Here is a 19293-nt window from a genome sequence, read left to right on the forward strand (position 1 = left end):
AAGCGGCGCCCATATTCGGCTGCGTGCGAACAACGCTCGAGGAGGGGCTTTCCCCGTGACCAATATTCAAGATATTTTCAAGAAGTCCAATGTTGCCGTCATCACCGGCGGCGCCTCCGGCATCGGGCTTGCGGCGGCGAAGTATTTTGCCGGATGCGGCATGAGCGTCGTCATCGCCGATCTCGGCGGCGATCGGCTGGCCAATGCCGCCGAGGAGCTCAAAGCCATTGCCGGCGAAGAGGATGTAATGGCGGTCGAGACCGACGTCGCCAGCCGGGACTCCCTGGAGGCGCTCGAACGCGCCGTACTCCAGCGTTTCGGCCGCGTGCACGTGCTGATGAACAATGCCGGTATCGGACCGGAAACCTCGATCTTCAGTTCGCAAGCGAGTTGGGACCATATCTTCGCCGTCAACCTGATGGGTGTCGTCAACGGCACCCGCGTCTTCGGCCCCAAGATGCTGTCCCACGGTGAGCCCGGCCTGATCATCAACACCGGCTCCAAGCAGGGCATTACCACGCCGCCGGGCAACCCCGCCTACAACATCTCCAAGGCTGGCGTGAAAGTCTTTACCGAAGCGCTCGAGCACGAGCTACGCAATACCCAAGGGTCGAAGATCTCCGCGCATCTGCTGATCCCCGGCTTCGTCTTCACCGGCCTCACCAAGGGTGACCGCGCGGAAAAGCCGGCTGGCGCCTGGACACCGGAACAGACCGTCGATTTCATGGTCGAGAGTCTCGAACGCGGCGATTTCTACATCCTCTGCCCCGACAATGACGTGACGCGCGCGGTGGACGAACGCCGCATGCTCTGGGCGGCCGGCGATATCGTCGAGAACCGCCCGCCGCTGTCGCGCTGGCACAAGGATTATGCCGAGAAGTTCAAGGCTTTCCTCGAACAGAAGTAATCGGTGGCGGATGCGTGCCGCCCCGGAGGCGTATGGCGGTTCCGGCATAACGGCATCCGCAATAGACGGCCAATGCGCGTCGCATGAATCAAGTTTAATGCGACGTGCATTAGAAGGTTTGATTGGTAATTTTCTCCAAGCCGGGTAAGAGATCACCAGACTTCCGGCTTTCAGAGTGTGCCATGGATTTTCTGCCGAGCCTGCCCACCCTTCTCGCCTTTGCTGCCGCGACGCTGCTGCTCGCGGCGACCCCAGGCCCTGACATGACGCTCTCGATCAGCCGCGCGCTCGCCCAGGGCAAGAAGGCGGCTCTTTTCGTCGTCGTCGGCACCAGCCTCGGCATTGTCGTCCACACCATGCTTGTCGCCTTCGGCATCTCGGCGCTGATCACTGCCTCGCCGACCGCATTCCTTGTCCTGAAGACCGGCGGCGCCGCCTATCTGCTCTGGCTCGCGGTGCAGGCGATCCGCTTCGGCTCGAAACTCACCGTCGCCAAGGTCGAGACGCAGAAGGGCACCGCACTTGCCAACATCTCATCCGGCTTTTGGGTCAATCTCCTGAACCCGAAGGTTATCATCTTCTTCATGACCTTCCTGCCGCAATTCGTCAGCGCCGGCGATCCCTCCGTGACGCAGAAACTGCTGTTTCTCGGCTTTTGCTTCATCCTGATCGGCATGCCCGTCAATGCCGCAGTCGTCTTTGCCGCCGACTGGCTGGCGTCCTGGCTGCAGAACAACAAGAAGGTTCTGCGCGGCATGGACTACACCTTTGCCGGCGTCTTCTCGATCTTCGCCGCCAAGATCCTGCTGACCCAGGCAAGATAGGCCGCCGTTGGCTTGCCGGTCAGCCCGCTGTCGGCGCTACCGGTCAGCCCGCGGTTCGGCTCAGCCAATCAGCAAAGCATCGTCATCGAGCGTCTGGCCGCGCATCTTGCGGAACATAGCGATCAGATCCTCGACCTGCAGGTTCTTCCTGTTCTCGCCTGCCACGTCGAGAACGATCTCGCCGCCATGCAGCATAATCGTGCGGTGACCGTAGTCCAGCGCCTGGCGCATCGAATGCGTTACCATCATCGTCGTCAGCTTGCGCTCGGCAACAATCTTCTGCGTGAGGTTCATCACGAACTCGGCCATGCCAGGATCAAGGGCCGCCGTATGTTCATCGAGCAGAAGCACTTCGGACCCGGCAAGTGTCGCCATGACGAGCGACACGGCCTGCCGCTGCCCGCCCGAGAGCAGGTCCATGCGGTCCTTCAACCGATTTTCCAGCCCTAGGTTGAGCTCGGCGATCCGCTCTCTGAAATAGCCGCGCCTGTTACCACCGAGCGCCGGCGCAAGCCCGCGCTTCTCGCCGCGCCGTGCAGCCAGAGCAAGATTCTCCTCGATCGACAGCGAGCCGCAGCTGCCCGTCAGCGGATCCTGGAAGACGCGCGCAACCAGGCCCGCGCGCGCCGCCGTCGATTTGCGCGTCACGTCGCTCTTGCCGATCAGCACCTGTCCTTCGCTCGGCAGGACGTCACCGGCGAGCACGCCGAGCAGCGTCGATTTGCCGGCGCCGTTGGAGCCGATGACGGTAACGAAGGAGCCTTGTTCGATGGTCAGGCTGACGCCGTTCAGCGCCTGCTTCTGCAGCGGCGTGCCACGCCCGAAGACGACCTTGATGTCCTTGACGCTGATCACGATGCGGCACCTCGGCGAAGACGGGGAAGAATGAGCGCGAAGGTCACGAGAACCGCCGTTACGAAATTGAGGTCGGAGGCCTGAAGGCCGATGACGTCGCTCGACAGCGCCAGCTGAATCGCGATGCGGTAGAGGATCGAACCAAACACGCAGCCGACGAGAGCAATCAGGAGACCGCGCCGGCCCAGCAGCGTTTCCCCGATAATGACCGCCGCAAGCCCGACGACGATCGTGCCGACGCCCGAAGTGACGTCGGCAAAGCCGTTGGTTTGGGCAAACAAGGCACCGCCGAACGCCACCAGCGCGTTCGAGATCGCCATGCCGAGATAGATCTGCCGGCTGGTATCGACGCCTTGGGCGCGGGCCATGCGCGCATTGGCGCCGGTCGCCCGCATGGCAAGTCCGGCATCGCTTTCGAGGAAGCGCCAGACCAGAACCAGCGCGACGATAACAAGAACGCCGACGAAGAGCGGCCGCACGTAGAAATCGCGAAGACCATGACCGAAGAACGGGCTGATCATCGTATCGGCATTGATGAGGGCGACGTTGGGCTTTCCCATGACTCGGAGGTTGACGGAAAACAGCGCGATCATCGTCAAGATCGAAGCGAGCAGGTTGAGGATCTTGAAGCGCACATTGAGAAGCGCCGTCACCATGCCTGCAGCCGCGCCTGCCGCCATGGCGATCAGGGCTGCAAGCCAGGCATTGACGCCGGCAATGATCAGCACCGCGGTGACCGCAGCGCCGAGCGGAAAGGAACCGTCCACCGTCAGATCGGGAAAATCGAGGACGCGGAAGGCGAGATAGACGCCGAGAGCGACGAAGGAATAGACCAGACCGAGCTCGACGGCCCCCCAGAATGCGATTTGGCTCAAGGCTTTCAGCCCCTTTTGTTTCCGTTCCGCCCGTCGCGAAACCGGAGCCTTGTAATACTACAGCCGCCCCCGTGCAAACGGGAGCGGCTGAATGTGATTGCTCGAAGAAACGATGGCTGTTTATTCGATGACTTTGTTGGCGCGCGACAGCACGCTCTGAGGCAGGGTGACGCCCATCTTGGCAGCAGCCGCCTTGTTGACGACCAGGTCGCTGCCGGCAGCGGTCTTGACCGCGATTTCTCCCGGGTTTTCGCCCTTCAGCACGCGAACGACGATCTCGCCCGTCTGCTTGCCGACGTCGTAATAATTGAAGCCGAGGGCGGCGATCGAACCGCGCGAAACCGAATCCGTATCGGCGGTGAAGAGTGGCAGTTTGCTCTCTTCGGAAACTGCGACGGCGCCTTCGAGCGCGGAGATGATCGTGTTGTCGGTCGGGATGTAAATCGCATCGGCGCGGCCGACGAGGGCGCGCGCAGCACCCTGGACCTCGGCCGACTTGGTGGCGGCCGATTCCACAACCGTCAGGCCCGCCTTCTCGGCGTCAGCCTTCAGCACGGCGAGCAGCGAAACGGAATTTGCTTCGCCTGAGTTGTAGAGATAGCCGATCGTTTTAGCGCTCGGTACGATTTCCTTGATCAGCGCCAGGTGTTCGGCGACCGGCGACATGTCTGAAAGGCCGGTGACATTGCCGCCGGGCTTTTCCATGTTCTTGACAAGCTGGGCGCCGAGCGGATCGGAGACGGCCGTAAAGACGACGGGGATGTCGCGCGTCGCCGACACGACAGCCTGCGCCGAGGGTGTCGAAATCGGCACGATCACATTGGGCTCGTCACCGGCGAACTGGCGAGCGATCTGGGCTGCCGTCGCCGGATTGCCCTGCGCCGATTCGAACACGAATTTCAGATTCTCGCCTTCCTTGTAGCCAGCCGCCGTCAGCACATCGAGAACGCCTTTGCGCGCGGCATCCAGCGCGGGATGCTCGACGATCGCCGTCACGGCAACGGTCACATTATCGGCCCTGGCGGGAAGGGAAAGCGCCAAAGTGGCGGCAAGAGCGAGCAGAATCGGGCGCATGGGTGTCCTCCTGAATGATTTTGGCGGCACTATTAGGAAAAGCGCATGCTTAAATCAATCCAGGAGAATTGTAGCAAGGATCAAACTTGCTGATCAGTCGTCGGCACCGTGATTGGCGATCATCATCGCCTCGAAAGCCAGCCGCTCGGTTTTGCGCATGCGTTCGGACTCCGATTTCAGCTGGCCGCAGGCGGCAAGAATGTCGCGCCCGCGCGGAGTGCGGATCGGCGAGGCATAGCCCGCCGAGTTGATGAAATCGGCGAACTTCTCGATCTGCTCCCAGTCGGAACACTGGTAATTGGTGCCGGGCCAGGGATTGAACGGAATGAGGTTGATCTTCGCCGGCACGCCCTTCAGGAGCTTGATCAGCCCCTTTGCGTCCTCCAGGCTGTCGTTGACGTCCTTCAGCATCACATATTCGAAGGTGATGCGCCGGGCGTTGGAAAGACCGGGATAGTCGCGGCAGGCGTCGATCAGCTCCTTCAAGGGGTACTTCTTGTTGATCGGCACGAGGATGTCGCGCAGGTCATCGCGCACCGCATGCAGCGAGATCGCCAGCATAACGCCGATCTCCTCGCCAGTACGGAAGATTTCAGGCACGACGCCCGAGGTGGAAAGCGTCACCCGTCGCTTGGACAGCGACAGGCCGTCGCCATCCGTGGCGATCAGCAACGCCTGCTTGACGCTCTCGAAATTATAGAGCGGCTCGCCCATGCCCATCATCACGATATTGCTGACCTTGCGGCCTTCCGAAGGCACCATGGCGCCGACCGGCACATGACGGTCGGGGAAGTCGCCGAGCCGGTCGCGGGCGAGCAGAAGCTGAGAGAGGATTTCTTCGGCCGTCAGGTTGCGCACCAGGCGTTGCGTGCCCGTGTGACAGAAGGAACAGGTGAGAGAACAGCCGACCTGGCTGGAAATGCAGAGCGTTCCGCGCCCTTCTTCCGGAATATAGACCGTCTCGACCTCTACCGGGCGGCCTGCGCCACGTGGCGGAAAGCGCAGCAGCCATTTGCGCGTACCGTCGTTGGAGACCTGCTCTTCGACGATCTCGGGACGTTCGATGGTGAAATGCTGTTTCAGCATTTCACGCATGTCCTTGGCGACGTTCGTCATATGATCGAAATCAGAAACGCCGCGCACATAGATCCAGTTCCAGAGCTGCGAGACGCGCATCTTGATCTGCTTCTCGGCCACGCCCTTTTGCCGGAGTGCTGCCGCCATCTCTTCGCGCGACAGCCCGATCAAGGAAGGCTTCTCGCCGCCGGAAGAGGCGCGCGCGGCCTGCGGCTTGGTGACAACGATCGCATCCATGACGGACATAGCTTTTGATCCCGAGTTCGAACACGTAAACCGCCCCTCAAGCCCCGCAGACTTCAGGAGTAAGCCGGAAGACTTGAGGCGCGTGGCGGCACATTGGCAGAAATTGAATGGCGGAATGGCGACTGATGTATCGCGATCTGTCCGCTGTTGCGCGGGCTTTAGCATCATTTTACCCGCGCGTCACCATAGATGGAAAATAACAAAGGCCGGCGCAAGGGCCGGCCGTTTGGAACTCTATCCACCAAATCCTTTTATTTGCAGGTTTCGATCTGCTTCAGCGCAGCTGAGATGCCCGACAGCGAGTAGCTGTAGGAGGTGCCGGTGCCCTTCCGGGAAACGGCACTCACAGTCATCGAACGGCCGGTCTTCATCGCCGCGACGAGAGCCGGCTCTTGAGCAGCATTCTCGACCCATCCGGCTTTGTCCTTGGTGAACATCACGAAGGTCTTGTTGTCGATAACGACGTTGATCTTCGAATTTTCCTTCACCGTGTAGCCCATCATCGCCTGCGGTTCATAGGAGATGTTCTGGCCCGGGCGCTGCGAGACGATGAAGAAATTGTCACCGTGATCGACGCTTGCCGGCTGCTTGGCAGTTGGAACGGACAGTACGTAGCACACGGTGCTGTTGCCCGACTTGTAGGAATAGGCACCCCATGCCTGGAACTGCTGAATGCGGGTCGGCGCGGCCTGCTGCGCTGCCGCCACTCCGGCCATTGTCAGGGTGAGGGCGAGGGCGGATACGATACTTCTTACAAACATGGATTCCTGCCGGTTCTTGCGATTCAAGGCCCGAAGCGATCATAGCGGGCAGCGCATAATCACGATCTGCTTTATTTTGACTTAATTCAGGTTACCAAATGGTCAACAATAGCTGCGATTTGTATGTGCCTGTGTCATTTCAGCTCGACTATCACTTTTGCCCCTTGCTGAAATCGGCTGCGATGCCGTGCGCCGATGGCACCGGCCGGCCGTTCGGCTGAATTTAAGACACAAAGATTCAGGCAAGAGTTTGACCTTTCAAAATTCCGTTGTACCTCATTAAGGCTTTGGAAATCCGGGACGAAATTTTCGCCGCAGGGGGCTGGTGAGACGACATGGATGCCGAGGAAAGACAGCGTTTTGCTGCCCTCGCAAAGGCCGTCGCAGATAATCGCGACCACCAGGCCTTTTCTATCCTGTTCGATTATTTCGCTCCGCGCATGAAGACCTGGCTGATGCGCCAGAAGATGACATCGAGCGAGGCCGAAGAGCTGGTCCAGGAGATCATGATCGTGCTCTGGCATAAAGCCTATCTCTACGATTCCACGCGGTCTTCTCTTTCGACCTGGCTCTTTCGCATTGCCCGCAACCGCCGCATCGATCTCAGGCGCCGCACCAGCACCCGCATTTTCGACGAAACCGACCCGGCCCTGCTGCCGCCGGCCGAGATCGCCGCAGACGAAATGGTCGCCAATGATGACCGCGACGCCAAGATACGCGCCGCAGTCGAACAATTGCCGGAGGAACAGCGCGAAATGCTCCGCGCCGCCTTCTTTCTCGGCCAATCGCATTCGGCGATCGCAGAAGCGGCCGGGCTGCCCCTCGGCACGGTGAAATCGCGCATCCGGCTGGCTTTCGGCAAGCTTCGCAAGATGCTGGAGCAGGAATGAATCTAGATCGTCTTCATCGCTTCCTCGGGTCCGTCGGCGAGAACGCGGTCGGCCGCCTCGTAATGGCTCGGCCGGATGTTGCCGCGCACCATGGCGAAGGCGGCTGAGAGCACTGCGATATCGTCGGAAAAGCCGACGAGAGCGAAAATGTCAGGGATCATGTCGACGGGCATGACGAAATAGGCGAGCGCTGCCAGCAGCACGCCACGCACCTTCGTCGGTGTCTGCGGATCGAGCGCGCAGTAGAAACCGGCGACGACATCGCGCGAAAACGGAACCTGCCGCACCGCCCGACGGAAGGTCGGCCAGAATTTCTGCCGGACGGTCTTCTCCCGGCGGCTCTGCGTGTCCTCGTCTCCCGGCAATAGGATTTCTCCGAATTTGACGTCGTCCATCCCTCACATCCTTTCGTCCATGCCAGCATATGGTGATGGCGCTTCAGCTTTTAAACAAGACGCCGCGCCGCCGCCTTCTCCATGGCCTTGGCGAGCTTGAAATCGAGCTCCGTCAGTCCGCCGGCGTCATGCGTGTTCAGCGTTACCTCCACCTTGGAGTAGACGTTGAACCACTCTGGATGGTGGTTGAGCTTCTCCGCCGTGATTGCTGCTTCCGTCATGAAGCCGAAAGCCTCGATGAAGTTGGAAAACTTGAAGGTTTTCGATATCGACGAAGCCGCGTCATTGAGCGCCCAGCCCTTGAGATCAGCCAATTGCGCCTCGGCAGCGGCCCGTTCCAGTTTTTCCCCTTTCATGCCATGCTCCTCTCATCTATCCGACAGGCCTACCGATGAAACGCATCAGCATCCTCTTCGTTTGCATGGGCAATATATGCCGTTCTCCGCTGGCGGAGGGAATATTTAGCCATCTCGTCGCCGAGGCGGGCCTGAACGGCTGTTTCACGATCGGTTCCGCCGGCACCGGCGGCTGGCATGACGGCGAGCCGCCCGACTGGCGTTCAGTCGCCATCGCGAGGAGCCACGGCATCGACATCTCGGGACAACGCGCCCGCCGCATCCAGCCGCAGGATTTCAGGGATTTCGGTCTGATCCTGGCTATGGACCGCGATAACATGGCAGCGCTCGGGAGGATCGCGCCTGACGGAGCGAACATCGGTCTTTTCGGCGATACCGCGCTTGGAACGGGAGAGAATATCCCCGATCCCTATTATGGCGGACCAGACGGTTTCGAGCTGGTCTATACCAGGCTCTTGACCGGTTGCAGCAGCCTGCTGGGAACGCTGGGCGCCGAGCGCCCCTCGTGGAGCGGGAACACTTCTTCGGTGAGATAGGGGCCGCCGCCGACCGATTCGCGCGATGAAAGCAGCACGAAACGCGGTGCCGTGAAGGTCGCGGTGTGGAAGTTGCCACGTCCAGTCAGATATTGCACGACGTCGTCGAGCCGCGAGGATTTGAGCCGTGCCAGCGTCACATGCGGCGTGAATTTGCGCGGATCCGGCGGCAGGCCGATGCGCTGGCAGATGCGTTCTATCTCGGCCTGCAGGGCGTACATTTCGGGCGATTGGGAAACCCCGGCCCAGACCGAATGCGGTTTCTTCGAGCCGAAGGAGCCAACGCCTTCGAGCCGAAACTGGAATTCCGGCCGGTCGATCCGGTCAAGGCGTTCAACGACTTCATCGGCCGTGCGACCGTCGACATCACCGATGAAGCGTAGCGTGATGTGGTAATTTTCCACATCGATCCATCGTGCTCCGGGGAGGCCACCGCGCAGCAATGAAAGGCTCATTGCAGCATTGCGCGGAATTTCGAGGGCGGTAAACAGTCTCGGCATAACGAGCACTCCCCGAATCTTTTGCAGGTGCTCACACGGAATCACGCAATCAAGAGCCGCGCAAGCCCCTATTTCTTCACAGAAGAAATCGCTTCGACGAAATTTGTGACATCGGCTTCCATCTTTTCGACAATGACGTCGACACCCTTCGCATTCGGATGCATGCCGTCGCTGAGTTTGAGCCCTGCATCGAGCACCACGCCATCAAGGAAGAATGCATAAAGCCGAACTCCGTGTTTCTCCGAAAGTTTCCGATAAATCGGATTGAAGCGTGCGGCATAATCCGCGCCCATATTGGGCGGTGCCATCATGCCGACGAGGAGCACCGCAATGCCGCGTTCCTTCAGTCGAGTTATCATCTGGTCGAGATTCTTCTCGCTTTCTTCGGGCGGAATGCCCCGCAGCGCATCGTTGGCGCCGAGCTCCAGGATGACGCCATCTGTGCCGTCAGGCACCGACCAGTCTATGCGGGCGAGGCCGCCAGTCGTCGTATCGCCTGAGACGCCCGCATTGGCGATAGCGACGTCGAACCCCTTCCCCTTCAAGGCCGCCTGCAGCTTTTCGGGAAAGCCGTCGCCGGGCGGCAGCTGATAGCCTGCCATCAGGCTGTCCCCGAATCCGACGAGATTGATCGTCCGCGCATTTGCGCTGGCGGCAAAGATTAGCGAGACGGCAATGACGGTGAATTGAAGGGCGGCAACTTTAAATCTCATCCTGCTTTCCCTAGATTGGCGGGGTGCCGTTATGCGGCAATTTGATTACGGGCTTATATAGGGCGATTTCCGTTGGCAAAAACTATCATCGAGTTGAAGAGCGCCGATCTGACCCTTGGCAGCGCCGCGGCCTCCGTCCATGTGCTGAAGGGCATCGATCTCGATATCGCCGCCGGAGAATCCGTCGGCATCGTCGGTCCCTCCGGTTCCGGAAAGTCCACCCTGCTGATGGTGCTCGCCGGACTGGAGAAGCTCGACAGCGGCGAAATCAATATCAATGACACGCCGCTCCATAGCCTGAGTGAGGATCAGGTCGCCGATTTCCGCGGCCGCAATATCGGTATCGTCTTTCAATCCTTCCACCTGATCGCCAATATGACGGCGCTGGAAAACGTCGCCGTGCCGCTGGAACTCGCCAATGTTCCCAATGCTTTCGACATCGCTCATCGCGAGCTGAATTCGGTCGGCCTCGGACAGAGGCTGAACCATTATCCCGGCCAGCTTTCCGGCGGCGAACAGCAGCGTGTGGCTATCGCCAGGGCGCTCGCCCCCTCGCCCGCTTTGCTGATTGCCGATGAACCGACCGGAAATCTCGATACCGAGACCGGCCGCCAGATCGCCGACCTGCTGTTTGCCAAGCAGGCCGAACGCGGCATGACCCTGCTTCTCGTCACCCACGACGTCTCGCTTGCCAACCGCTGCTCGCGCCAGATCCGCGTCCGCTCCGGAAGGATCGAAGGCGACAGCGCCGCCCGCCACAGCGAGGCGGCATTCGCATGAGTATCCTTACACCGCGTGTTTCGCTCGCTTTTCGCCTGGCGCTCCGCGAGCTACGCGGCGGCATTCGCGGCTTCTACATCTTCCTCGCGTGTATCGCGCTCGGCACGGGGGCGATCGCCGCAGTCAATTCCGTTTCACAGTCGATTACCGACACGATCGCCTCTCAGGGCCAGGAGCTGCTGGCCGGCGACGTGCGTTTCGAACTCAACAACCGCGAGGCGACGCCTCAGGAAATGAGCTTCCTCGAAGGCCTGGGGACAGTTTCGGTTTCAACGGGCCTGCGCTCTATGGCCCGCAAGCCCGACGGTTCGGACCAGGCGCTGGTCGAGGTTAAGGCCGTCGACGACGCCTATCCGCTCTACGGCCGGTTCGAGGCAGAGCCGGACTATCCGCTTGCAGCCCTGCTTTCCGGCCAAGGTGGCACTTACGGCGCGTTGGCAGCGCCTCTGCTTCTCGATCGGCTTGGCCTTGCGGTTGGCGACGAATTGCTGCTCGGCAACGTCAAACTCAGTATCACCGGGACGGTGAAGACCGAGCCGGACGCGCTGTCTGAAGGCTTCGGCTTTGCGCCGCGTCTGCTGGTCAGCCGGCAGGCGCTCGAATCCTCGGGGCTGATCCAGACCGGAAGCTTGGTCGAACATGCCTACAAGATCCGATTGGAAGACAGGAGCACGATGTCGGGCATCCAGGTGCGTGCATCCAGGGAGTTTCCCTCCGCCGGCTGGGCGATCCGTACCAGCGACCGCGCAGCACCGTCGCTCACCGAAAACATCACCCGTTTCTCGCAATTCCTGACGCTGGTCGGCCTCACCGCGCTGGTTGTCGGTGGCGTCGGCGTCGCCAATGCAGTGCGTGCTTTCCTCGACTCCAAGCGCACGACAATCGCCACCTTCAAATGTCTCGGCGCTCCGGCAGTTGTCGTCGTTCTGATCTATCTCTTTCAGATCGCTATCATCTCCCTTGGCGGCATCGTGACCGGCCTCGTCATCGGCGCCCTGTCGCCGATCTTTGCGGCGCAGTTCCTGGCGCAATTCCTGCCGGTCTCGACCGCGCCGACCCTCTATCCCGGTGCGCTGGTGCTTGCGACGCTCTTCGGCATCCTGACGACGCTGGCTTTCGCCATTCTGCCGCTCGGCCATGCCCGCGAAGTGCCGGCGACCGCACTGTTCCGCGAGCAGGGCTTCGAGACCCGCCGTCTGCCGTCCTGGCCCTATATCTTGCTGGCCGCCCTCTTCATGGTGGGCCTTGCCGGCCTCGCCATCCTCACCGCCTATGATCGTTTCATCGCCGTCGTCTTCGTCGGTGCGATCGTCTTCGCCTTCGTCGTCCTGCGCCTCGTCGCCGCCTTAATCGCCTGGCTCGCGCGCCGCAGCCCGCGCGTCAGTTCGCCGGCCCTCAGGCTTGCTATCGGCAATATCCACCGCCCCGGCGCACTTACCCCCTCGGTGGTGCTTTCGCTCGGCCTCGGGCTGGCATTGCTGGTGACGCTGACGCTGATCGACGGCAACCTTCGCCAGCAATTGACCGGCCGCATGAACGAGGGTGCACCCAACTTCTTCTTCGTCGATATACAGAGCGCCGAGGTCGACGCCTTCCGCAATCTCGTCCAGGCGCAGGCGCCGAAGGGCAAGCTGATGGAAGTGCCGATGCTGCGCGGCCGGATCGTCGCCTTCAACGGCGAAGACGTCACCAAGATGAACGTGCCGGCCGCCGGTCGCTGGGTGCTGAACGGTGATCGCGGTATCACATACGCCGACGCGCTTCCGGAAAATGCCGCCCTCAGCGAAGGCAGCTGGTGGGACAGGGATTACAGCGGCGAGCCGCTTGTATCCTTCTCCTCGGAAGAGGCGCACGAGCTTGGCCTCAAGATCGGCGACACCGTCACCGTCAACGTCCTCGGACGTAACATCACGGCGAAGATCGCCAATCTGCGCCGTGTCGAATGGGAATCGCTGTCGATCAATTTCGTCATGGTCTTCTCGCCCAATACCTTCCGCGGCGCCCCGCACGCCTGGCTGGCGACGCTGACAGATCCCTCCTCGACGCCGGCCGAGGATGCAGCGATCCTGAAATCCGTCACCAACGCCTACCCGACGATCACCAGCGTTCGCGTCAAGGACGCGATCGATATCGTCAATCGGCTGGTAGCGCAGCTTGCGACCGCGATCCGTGCCGCAGCCTCCGTGGCCCTCGTCGCCTCGGTCCTCGTCCTTGCCGGTGCGCTCGCCGCGGGAAATCGGGCGCGCACCCACGACGCCGTGGTGTTGAAGACGCTCGGCGCCACCCGCGCCATGCTGATCCGCGCCTTCAGCTACGAATATCTGATCCTCGGGCTCGCGACCGCGATTTTCTCGCTGATCGCCGGCGCCGCCGCTGCCTGGTTCATCGTCGCCCGCATCATGCGCCTGCCGTCCACCTTCCTGCCCGATGTGGCGGGACTGACGCTCGTCACCGCACTGGTGCTCACCGTCGGCATCGGCCTCATCGGCACCTGGCGCATCCTCGGACAGAAGGCGGCGCCCGTACTGCGCGAGCTTTAGGTAGATAGCGCGGCCGAAAAGCCTTCACCTTACGCCGATTTAACCGGCGCAGCCCCGCAAGCCCCTTGTTTGCGATGGGTGAAGGCCTCATATTGTCTGCAGGCATGCTGGAGCTCCGCAGCGGCGCCCGGGTCGAAAACCCGACACCGTATCTCCATCGGAGCTTGTAAGAGGAAACTATGGCTGATCTTCGTAACTATCAAAGCCGCGTCCAGACCGGCGAGATGATTGATCAAGGCCTGCGCGCATATATGCTCAAGGTCTACAACCTGATGGCGCTGGGCCTGGCGATCACGGGCGTGGCCGCATATCTTGGGTTCAACTTCGCGGTCCAGGACGGCCAGCTCACCCAATTCGGCGTGCTTCTGTTCCAGTCGCCCTTGCGCTGGGTCGTGATTCTTGCGCCTCTTGCGGCTGTCTTCTTCCTGAGCTTCCGCATTCACCGGATGAGCGTGGCCGCCGCGCAGACCACCTTCTGGGTCTATGCCGCGCTGGTGGGTCTGTCCCTGTCATCGATCTTTCTGGTCTACACCCAGTCAAGCATCACGCAGACCTTCTTTGTGACCGCCGCCTCCTTTGGCGCGCTGTCGCTTTACGGCTACACGACGAAGCGTGACCTGTCGGCGATAGGCTCGTTCCTGATCATGGGCCTGTTCGGTCTGATCATCGCGTCGCTCGTCAACATCTTCCTGGCTTCGTCCGCGCTGCAGTTCGCGATCTCGGTAATCGGCGTGCTGATCTTCGCAGGCCTCACCGCCTACGACACGCAGCGGATCAAGGAACTCTACTACGAAGCTGATGACGTCGCTGTTGCCGGCCGCAAGGCGATCATGGGTGCGCTGACACTCTATCTCGACTTCATCAACCTCTTCATGTTCCTGCTGCAGTTCATGGGCAACCGTAAATAAGCAGGTCTATCACGATCGAAAAAGGCGGCTCCGGGCCGCCTTTTTTATTGCGCTGGCTTCAGCGGAGTGGTTTGAAAGACCTCCCTCGATGGATTTGTTGCCGAATGTCCTTCCTGTTGCGCGATGCCTCCGAAGCCGATATCTCCGCTATTGCCGGTATTTATCGCGAAGCCGTCCTAAATGGCGTTGCGAGCTACGAGATTGCACCGCCGTCCGAAGCCGAGATGGCCCAGCGTTTCTCCGCGATCGTCAGCCAGCACTATCCCTATATCGCCGCCGTAAATGGAGACGGGATACTGCTCGGCTACGCCTATGCCTCGGCTTTTCGCACGCGCCCCGCCTATCGCTGGCTGGTGGAGGATTCGATCTATCTGGCGCCTGAAGCCCGCGGCCGAGGTATCGGCAAGGCCCTCCTTACCGAACTGATCGAACGCTGCACCGTGCTCGGCTTTCGACAGATGGCTGCCGTCATCGGCGGCGCCAGCCCCGCCTCGATCGCGCTTCATCGCGGAGCCGGCTTTGAGGAGGTCGGTCTGATGAGGGGCACCGGATATAAACACGGGCGCTGGCTGGACACGATGTTCATGCAGCGCGCCCTCGGCGAGGGCATGACGACCAATCCGGATGCGGCCGCCTATCCCGGCACATTATTTGCGGGTTGATAAGCCTACTTGTCGACGAGCTTCAGGGCCTTGTCGAACACCTTCAACACCTGGTTCAACTCGTGACCGCGCTTCAGGATCATGCCGTTGATATTAATCACGGAATAGGCGCCCTGCTTGGCGGCAAGCTTCGGGTTCTTCTCGATCCGAAAGAGCGGCATCTCGCCGGAGCGCTTGAAGACTGAAAAAACCGCCCTGTCCCTCAGATGATCGATGGCGTAATCGCGCCATTCTCCCTCGCCGACCATACGGCCGTAGATCCAGAGGATTGCATCCAGCTCGCGCCGGTGGAAGGTCACCGGAAGCGGGTCCTTGCTTTGTTTGTATTCCCTGAGATCGACGACGACCGAGGAACCATTGTCGACGGAGCGGCTTTCGCCGTGTCGCAAATCCGGCTGATCTGTCATCAGGTCTCCAAGGCCTCCGCTTGTGACAGGAGAGTGACAGTTTGCCCGAGCCGCCGCAAATTGCAAGAGCGCGGCCTGTCACTTTAGGCCGCACTGCGGCGCCATGCAGGCGGGTACGATGGCCTGGGGAGAAAGGACGCTTTCTCCGCACTGCCGCATTTCAGTCAAAACAGCGCCTCATTTGCGGGGGATTTATGCATCCCGGTTTGGCGCCAGCGCGCCAAAGGGCCCGGCGGAGCGTATCGACCTTAACCCCAGCCCCGAATACGCTCGGCCGGGCCGCCCGGCATTCCACCCGTAAACGGGTGAAAGTCAGATGTTTTTTCCCGCCATCACCACGGTCGCACCGAGGATCGCCGCCGGGTCGCCGTCCGCCGTCGCTGTCTGCAGCAGGATAGCGCAACCTTCGAGCTGCGGACGCTGCAGGACGCTCGCCGGCAGCGTCAGACTGGTCGCCTTGCCGTCCCACATCCCAACGGTTTCGACATTGGTGACGCTGTGCAGATAGGAGATCTTCTTTCCGCTATTTTCGCCCTTTTCGACGTTGATCGTCTTTTCCTTGTCGAAATAGACCATAACGACATTGGCCTTGCCCTGTCCGGCGCCGATCTTGATCTCCAACTCGTCGCCGCGCATCGCCGCGCTGATCGGAACGGTCAGACCGTTGCCTTCGCTGCTGTAGCTGTCGATCCGGCTGTTGATGCCGTTCAGATCGGCGCCGGCCAGATGGCCGCGTCCGTTGACGATGACCTGCGGCGTATAAACGTTGCTGCGGCCCATCGTCCTGGCATAGCCGTACTGCCGCTCGGTATTTTCCTTGGAGCTCAGCGTATCGGCCCAGCCGAGGTAATTCCAGTAGTCGATGTGGTAGGCGAGGGCGATGACATCGCCCTGGTTCACCAGTTTCCGGAAGGCGGCATCAGCGGGAGGACAGGAGGAGCAACCCTGTGACGTGAAAAGTTCGACAACGCCTCTGCGCTTGCCGTCTTCGGCATGCAACGAGCCTGCAAGAGCAACACCGGCGATCAGCGGAATCAAGAAACGGGGGGACATTCACCTGCACCTCTTTTTCAGCGCCGACGGCGTTTGGAACCGAAGGCTCTGAGATATGAACGTACGAATAATCCTTCCGGCTCCAAACGAAAAATCACGAACGGGTGAGACCGCAACCCGGCCGGAACGCGCCTGAGACAAATCATCGTGAGCCTCCGGAAAAGACTGTCGCCGCAAAGAAAAAGCCGCCGGAAACTGCTTCCCGGCGGCCATTATCAGTCAGGTCTCTTAAAAATCAGGCAGCGAGATCGCGCAGAACCGTCTGCAGAATGCCGCCATTGTTGAGGTAGATCACCTCGTCGAGCGTATCAACGCGCGACAGCAGCGGAACTTCCTTCACGGAGCCGTCGCTATAGCTGATCTTGGCGATCTTCCTCTCGCGTGGCTTGATCTTATCAAGCCCCTCGATTGTGACGAGCTCGTCGCCCTTGAGGCCGAGACTCTGCCAGGTCGTGCCCTCCTCGAAGACGAAGGGGATGACGCCCATGCCGACCAGGTTCGAACGATGGATGCGCTCGAAGGACTGGGCGATCACGGCCTTGACGCCGAGCAGGTTGGTGCCCTTGGCAGCCCAGTCGCGCGAAGAGCCATTGCCATATTCGACACCGGCGAAGATGACGAGCGGCACGCCTTCGGCCTTGTACTGCATGGCGGCGTCGTAGATCGAGGTCTCTTCCTTCGACGGATAGTGGATGGTGTAGCCGCCTTCCTTGCCGTTCGGGCCAAGCATGTGGTTGCGGATGCGGATATTGGCAAAGGTGCCGCGCATCATCACTTCATGGTTGCCGCGCCGCGTGCCGTATTGGTTGAAGTCGGCAACGGCGACGTCATGGCCGATGAGATAGGCGCCGGCCGGCGATGCCGCCTTGATCGAACCGGCCGGAGAAATGTGGTCGGTGGTGATCTTGTCGCCGAACAGGCCGAGGACGCGAGCGCCCTTGATGTCTGAGACGCCGGTGCCCTTCTTGCCCATGCCGACGAAATAGGGCGGGTTCTGGACATAGGTCGAGTTGTCGTCCCAGGCATAGGTCTGGCCCGGCGGAACCTGAACGGCCTGCCAGTTGACGTCACCCTTGAAGACATCGGCATATTTGGTTTCGTAGAGTTCGCGTGTCACGTACTTCTGGATGAACTGCTGCACCTCGTGCGAAGTCGGCCAGATATCCTTGAGATAGACCGGGTTGCCGTTCTGGTCTTCGCCGATCGGCTCCTTGGTCAGGTCCTTCTGAACCGTGCCAGCGAGAGCGTAGGCGACGACGAGCGGCGGCGAAGCGAGGTAGTTCGCCTGGACATCAGGCGAAATACGGCCCTCGAAGTTACGGTTGCCGGACAGCACGCCGGATACGATCAGGCCCTTGTCGTTGATCGTCTTGGAAATCGGCGCCGGCAACGGACCGGAATTGCCGATGCAGGTGGTGCAGCCGAAGCCGACGAGGTTGAAGCCGAGTTTGTCGAGGTCGGCCTGCAGGCCGGATTTGGCAAGATATTCGCCGACGACCTGCGATCCGGGCGCGAGCGAGGTCTTGACCCACGGCTTGGTCTTCAGGCCCTTGGCGACGGCGTTGCGGGCGAGAAGGCCGGCAGCGATCAGCACCGACGGGTTGGAGGTGTTGGTGCAGGAGGTGATGGCGGCAATCGCAACGTCACCATGGCCGAGATCGAAATCGGTGCCCTCGACAGCGTAGCGGTTGTTGAGCTGCCCCGGCTTCTTGTAGTCGGCTTCCATCGACGTCGCGAAACCTGAAGCGATGTTTTCGAGCGCGATGCGGCCTTCCGGACGCTTCGGGCCGGCCATCGACGGTACGACGTCGCCGAGGTCGAGTTCCAGTGTGTCAGTGAAGACGAGATCCGAACCATCGCCTTCGCGCCACATGCCCTGGGCCTTTGAATAGGCTTCGACAAGGGCGATCCGGTCATGCGTGCGGCCGGACATGGTGAGGTAGTTGATGGTTTCGCCATCGACCGGGAAGAAGCCGCAGGTCGCGCCGTATTCCGGCCCCATATTGCCGATCGTCGCACGGTCGGCGAGCGGCATGTTGTCCATGCCTGGACCGAAGAACTCGACGAACTTCGAGACGACGCCCTTCTTGCGCAGCATCTGCACGACGGTCAAAACGAGGTCAGTTGCCGTGACACCTTCCTTGAGCTTACCGGTAAGCTTGAAGCCGATGACTTCCGGCAGCAGCATCGAAACCGGCTGGCCGAGCATCGCGGCTTCAGCCTCGATACCGCCCACGCCCCAGCCGAGAACGCCGAGACCGTTGATCATCGTCGTGTGGCTGTCCGTGCCGACGCAGGTGTCGGGATAGGCGATGGTCTCGCCGTCCTCTTCCTTGGTCCAGACGGTCTGGCCGAGATATTCGAGATTGACCTGGTGACAGATGCCGGTGCCCGGAGGAACGACCCGGAAATTCTTGAACGCCTGCTGGCCCCATTTCAGGAAGCGGTAGCGTTCGCCGTTGCGCTGATATTCCAGCTCGACGTTCTTGGCGAAGGCCTGCGGCGTGCCGAATTCGTCGACGATGACCGAGTGGTCGATGACGAGATCGACGGGAACGAGCGGGTTGATCTTCTCGGGATCGCCGCCCAGCGACACCATCGCGTCGCGCATCGCGGCAAGGTCGACGACGGCGGGAACGCCGGTGAAGTCCTGCATCAGCACGCGCGCCGGGCGATAGGCGATTTCATTTTCGACCGCACCCTTGTTGTTCAGCCACTCCGCGACGGCGAGGATGTGCTCCTTGGTGACCGACTGGCCGTCTTCGAAGCGCAGCAGGTTTTCGAGCAGCACCTTCATCGAATAGGGAAGCTTCGATACGCCGGCCAGACCGTTTGCCTCAGCCTTGGGCAGGCTGTAATAGACATAGTCCTTCCCGTTCACGGAAAGCGTGGAACGACAATTGAAACTGTCAAGAGATTTAGACACGAGAGACC

Annotated in this window: 20 protein-coding genes; 8 read left to right on the forward strand and 12 right to left on the reverse strand. The window is 60.8% G+C overall.

The window, feature by feature from the left end; genetic code table 11:
• Positions 1 to 55 precede the first annotated feature (55 nt).
• Positions 56 to 907, forward strand: a complete 852-nt coding sequence (locus tag FFR93_RS33580) for an SDR family NAD(P)-dependent oxidoreductase (RefSeq protein ID WP_138396360.1) — start codon at positions 56 to 58, stop codon at positions 905 to 907.
• A gap of 182 nt (positions 908 to 1089) precedes the next feature.
• A complete protein-coding gene (locus FFR93_RS33585; protein WP_064712544.1) occupies positions 1090 to 1731 on the forward strand; it encodes a LysE family translocator in 642 nt (213 codons plus the stop codon).
• A gap of 60 nt (positions 1732 to 1791) precedes the next feature.
• Here the strand turns inward: FFR93_RS33585 and FFR93_RS33590 are convergent, their stop codons facing one another.
• From FFR93_RS33590 to FFR93_RS33610, 5 genes are all read right to left on the reverse strand, one after another.
• The gene (locus FFR93_RS33590) at positions 1792 to 2586 is read right to left on the reverse strand and encodes an ABC transporter ATP-binding protein (RefSeq protein ID WP_064712543.1); all 795 of its coding nucleotides are present in this window, start codon (positions 2584 to 2586) and stop codon (positions 1792 to 1794) included.
• Positions 2583 to 3461, reverse strand: coding sequence for an ABC transporter permease (locus FFR93_RS33595; RefSeq protein ID WP_138396361.1), 879 nt, complete (start codon positions 3459 to 3461; stop codon positions 2583 to 2585). The genes FFR93_RS33590 and FFR93_RS33595 overlap by 4 nt, the downstream gene beginning before the upstream one ends.
• Before the next feature lie 120 nt (positions 3462 to 3581).
• Complete coding sequence (locus tag FFR93_RS33600) at positions 3582 to 4535, reverse strand: ABC transporter substrate-binding protein (protein ID WP_138396362.1); 954 nt, start codon at positions 4533 to 4535, stop codon at positions 3582 to 3584.
• Between the two features lie 93 nt (positions 4536 to 4628).
• Positions 4629 to 5858 (reverse strand): 23S rRNA (adenine(2503)-C(2))-methyltransferase RlmN, encoded by a 1230-nt coding sequence (gene rlmN / locus FFR93_RS33605; RefSeq protein WP_064708001.1) that lies wholly within the window; start codon positions 5856 to 5858, stop codon positions 4629 to 4631.
• A 251-nt stretch (positions 5859 to 6109) separates the two neighbouring features.
• Complete coding sequence (locus tag FFR93_RS33610) at positions 6110 to 6619, reverse strand: invasion associated locus B family protein (protein WP_064708002.1); 510 nt, start codon at positions 6617 to 6619, stop codon at positions 6110 to 6112.
• 335 nt (positions 6620 to 6954) lie between these two features.
• Between FFR93_RS33610 and FFR93_RS33615 the strand changes: the two genes are divergently transcribed.
• Entirely contained in the window at positions 6955 to 7509 is a 555-nt protein-coding gene (locus tag FFR93_RS33615) for a sigma-70 family RNA polymerase sigma factor (protein WP_138396363.1), read from the forward strand.
• Positions 7510 to 7511: 2 nt separating this feature from the next.
• On the opposite strand, the gene FFR93_RS33620 is transcribed toward FFR93_RS33615, so the two are convergent.
• The gene (locus tag FFR93_RS33620; protein ID WP_064708004.1) at positions 7512 to 7904 is read right to left on the reverse strand and encodes a YkvA family protein; all 393 of its coding nucleotides are present in this window, start codon (positions 7902 to 7904) and stop codon (positions 7512 to 7514) included.
• 50 nt (positions 7905 to 7954) lie between these two features.
• Positions 7955 to 8260 carry a 4a-hydroxytetrahydrobiopterin dehydratase gene (locus FFR93_RS33625; protein WP_138396364.1) on the reverse strand — a complete coding sequence of 102 codons (306 nt, stop codon included), beginning with the start codon at positions 8258 to 8260 and terminating at the stop codon, positions 7955 to 7957.
• A gap of 35 nt (positions 8261 to 8295) precedes the next feature.
• Between FFR93_RS33625 and FFR93_RS33630 the strand changes: the two genes are divergently transcribed.
• Complete coding sequence (locus FFR93_RS33630; RefSeq protein WP_138396365.1) at positions 8296 to 8796, forward strand: low molecular weight protein-tyrosine-phosphatase; 501 nt, start codon at positions 8296 to 8298, stop codon at positions 8794 to 8796.
• Here FFR93_RS33630 and thpR read toward each other — a convergent pair.
• Entirely contained in the window at positions 8703 to 9296 is a 594-nt protein-coding gene (gene thpR / locus FFR93_RS33635; protein WP_138396366.1) for an RNA 2',3'-cyclic phosphodiesterase, read from the reverse strand. The genes FFR93_RS33630 and thpR overlap by 94 nt on opposite strands.
• Before the next feature lie 68 nt (positions 9297 to 9364).
• Complete coding sequence (locus FFR93_RS33640; RefSeq protein ID WP_138396367.1) at positions 9365 to 10009, reverse strand: arylesterase; 645 nt, start codon at positions 10007 to 10009, stop codon at positions 9365 to 9367.
• A gap of 72 nt (positions 10010 to 10081) precedes the next feature.
• Here FFR93_RS33640 and FFR93_RS33645 point away from each other — a divergent pair, with 72 nt between their 5' ends.
• The 4 genes from FFR93_RS33645 (at position 10082) to FFR93_RS33660 (ending at position 14899) form a co-directional block, all read left to right on the forward strand.
• Positions 10082 to 10789 (forward strand): ABC transporter ATP-binding protein, encoded by a 708-nt coding sequence (locus FFR93_RS33645; protein ID WP_088677533.1) that lies wholly within the window; start codon positions 10082 to 10084, stop codon positions 10787 to 10789.
• Positions 10786 to 13329 (forward strand): ABC transporter permease, encoded by a 2544-nt coding sequence (locus FFR93_RS33650; protein WP_138396368.1) that lies wholly within the window; start codon positions 10786 to 10788, stop codon positions 13327 to 13329. The genes FFR93_RS33645 and FFR93_RS33650 overlap by 4 nt, the downstream gene beginning before the upstream one ends.
• 179 nt (positions 13330 to 13508) lie before the next feature.
• Positions 13509 to 14237: a Bax inhibitor-1/YccA family protein gene (locus tag FFR93_RS33655; RefSeq protein ID WP_064708010.1), complete on the forward strand. Its 729-nt coding sequence runs from the start codon at positions 13509 to 13511 to the stop codon at positions 14235 to 14237.
• Between the two features lie 104 nt (positions 14238 to 14341).
• Positions 14342 to 14899, forward strand: a complete 558-nt coding sequence (locus tag FFR93_RS33660) for a GNAT family N-acetyltransferase (protein ID WP_138396369.1) — start codon at positions 14342 to 14344, stop codon at positions 14897 to 14899.
• A 5-nt stretch (positions 14900 to 14904) separates the two neighbouring features.
• Here the strand turns inward: FFR93_RS33660 and FFR93_RS33665 are convergent, their stop codons facing one another.
• From FFR93_RS33665 to acnA, 3 genes are all read right to left on the reverse strand, one after another.
• Positions 14905 to 15306 (reverse strand): DUF2794 domain-containing protein, encoded by a 402-nt coding sequence (locus FFR93_RS33665; protein ID WP_064708012.1) that lies wholly within the window; start codon positions 15304 to 15306, stop codon positions 14905 to 14907.
• Positions 15307 to 15618: 312 nt separating this feature from the next.
• Positions 15619 to 16359, reverse strand: a complete 741-nt coding sequence (locus tag FFR93_RS33670) for a thioredoxin family protein (RefSeq protein WP_064712536.1) — start codon at positions 16357 to 16359, stop codon at positions 15619 to 15621.
• Positions 16360 to 16594: 235 nt separating this feature from the next.
• Positions 16595 to 19285 (reverse strand): aconitate hydratase AcnA, encoded by a 2691-nt coding sequence (gene acnA / locus FFR93_RS33675; RefSeq protein WP_138396370.1) that lies wholly within the window; start codon positions 19283 to 19285, stop codon positions 16595 to 16597.
• Positions 19286 to 19293 lie beyond the last annotated feature (8 nt).

Origin of the sequence: Rhizobium sp. MHM7A, from assembly GCF_005862215.1 — a bacterium.
GTDB classification, from domain to species: Bacteria; Pseudomonadota; Alphaproteobacteria; order Rhizobiales; family Rhizobiaceae; genus Rhizobium; species Rhizobium bangladeshense.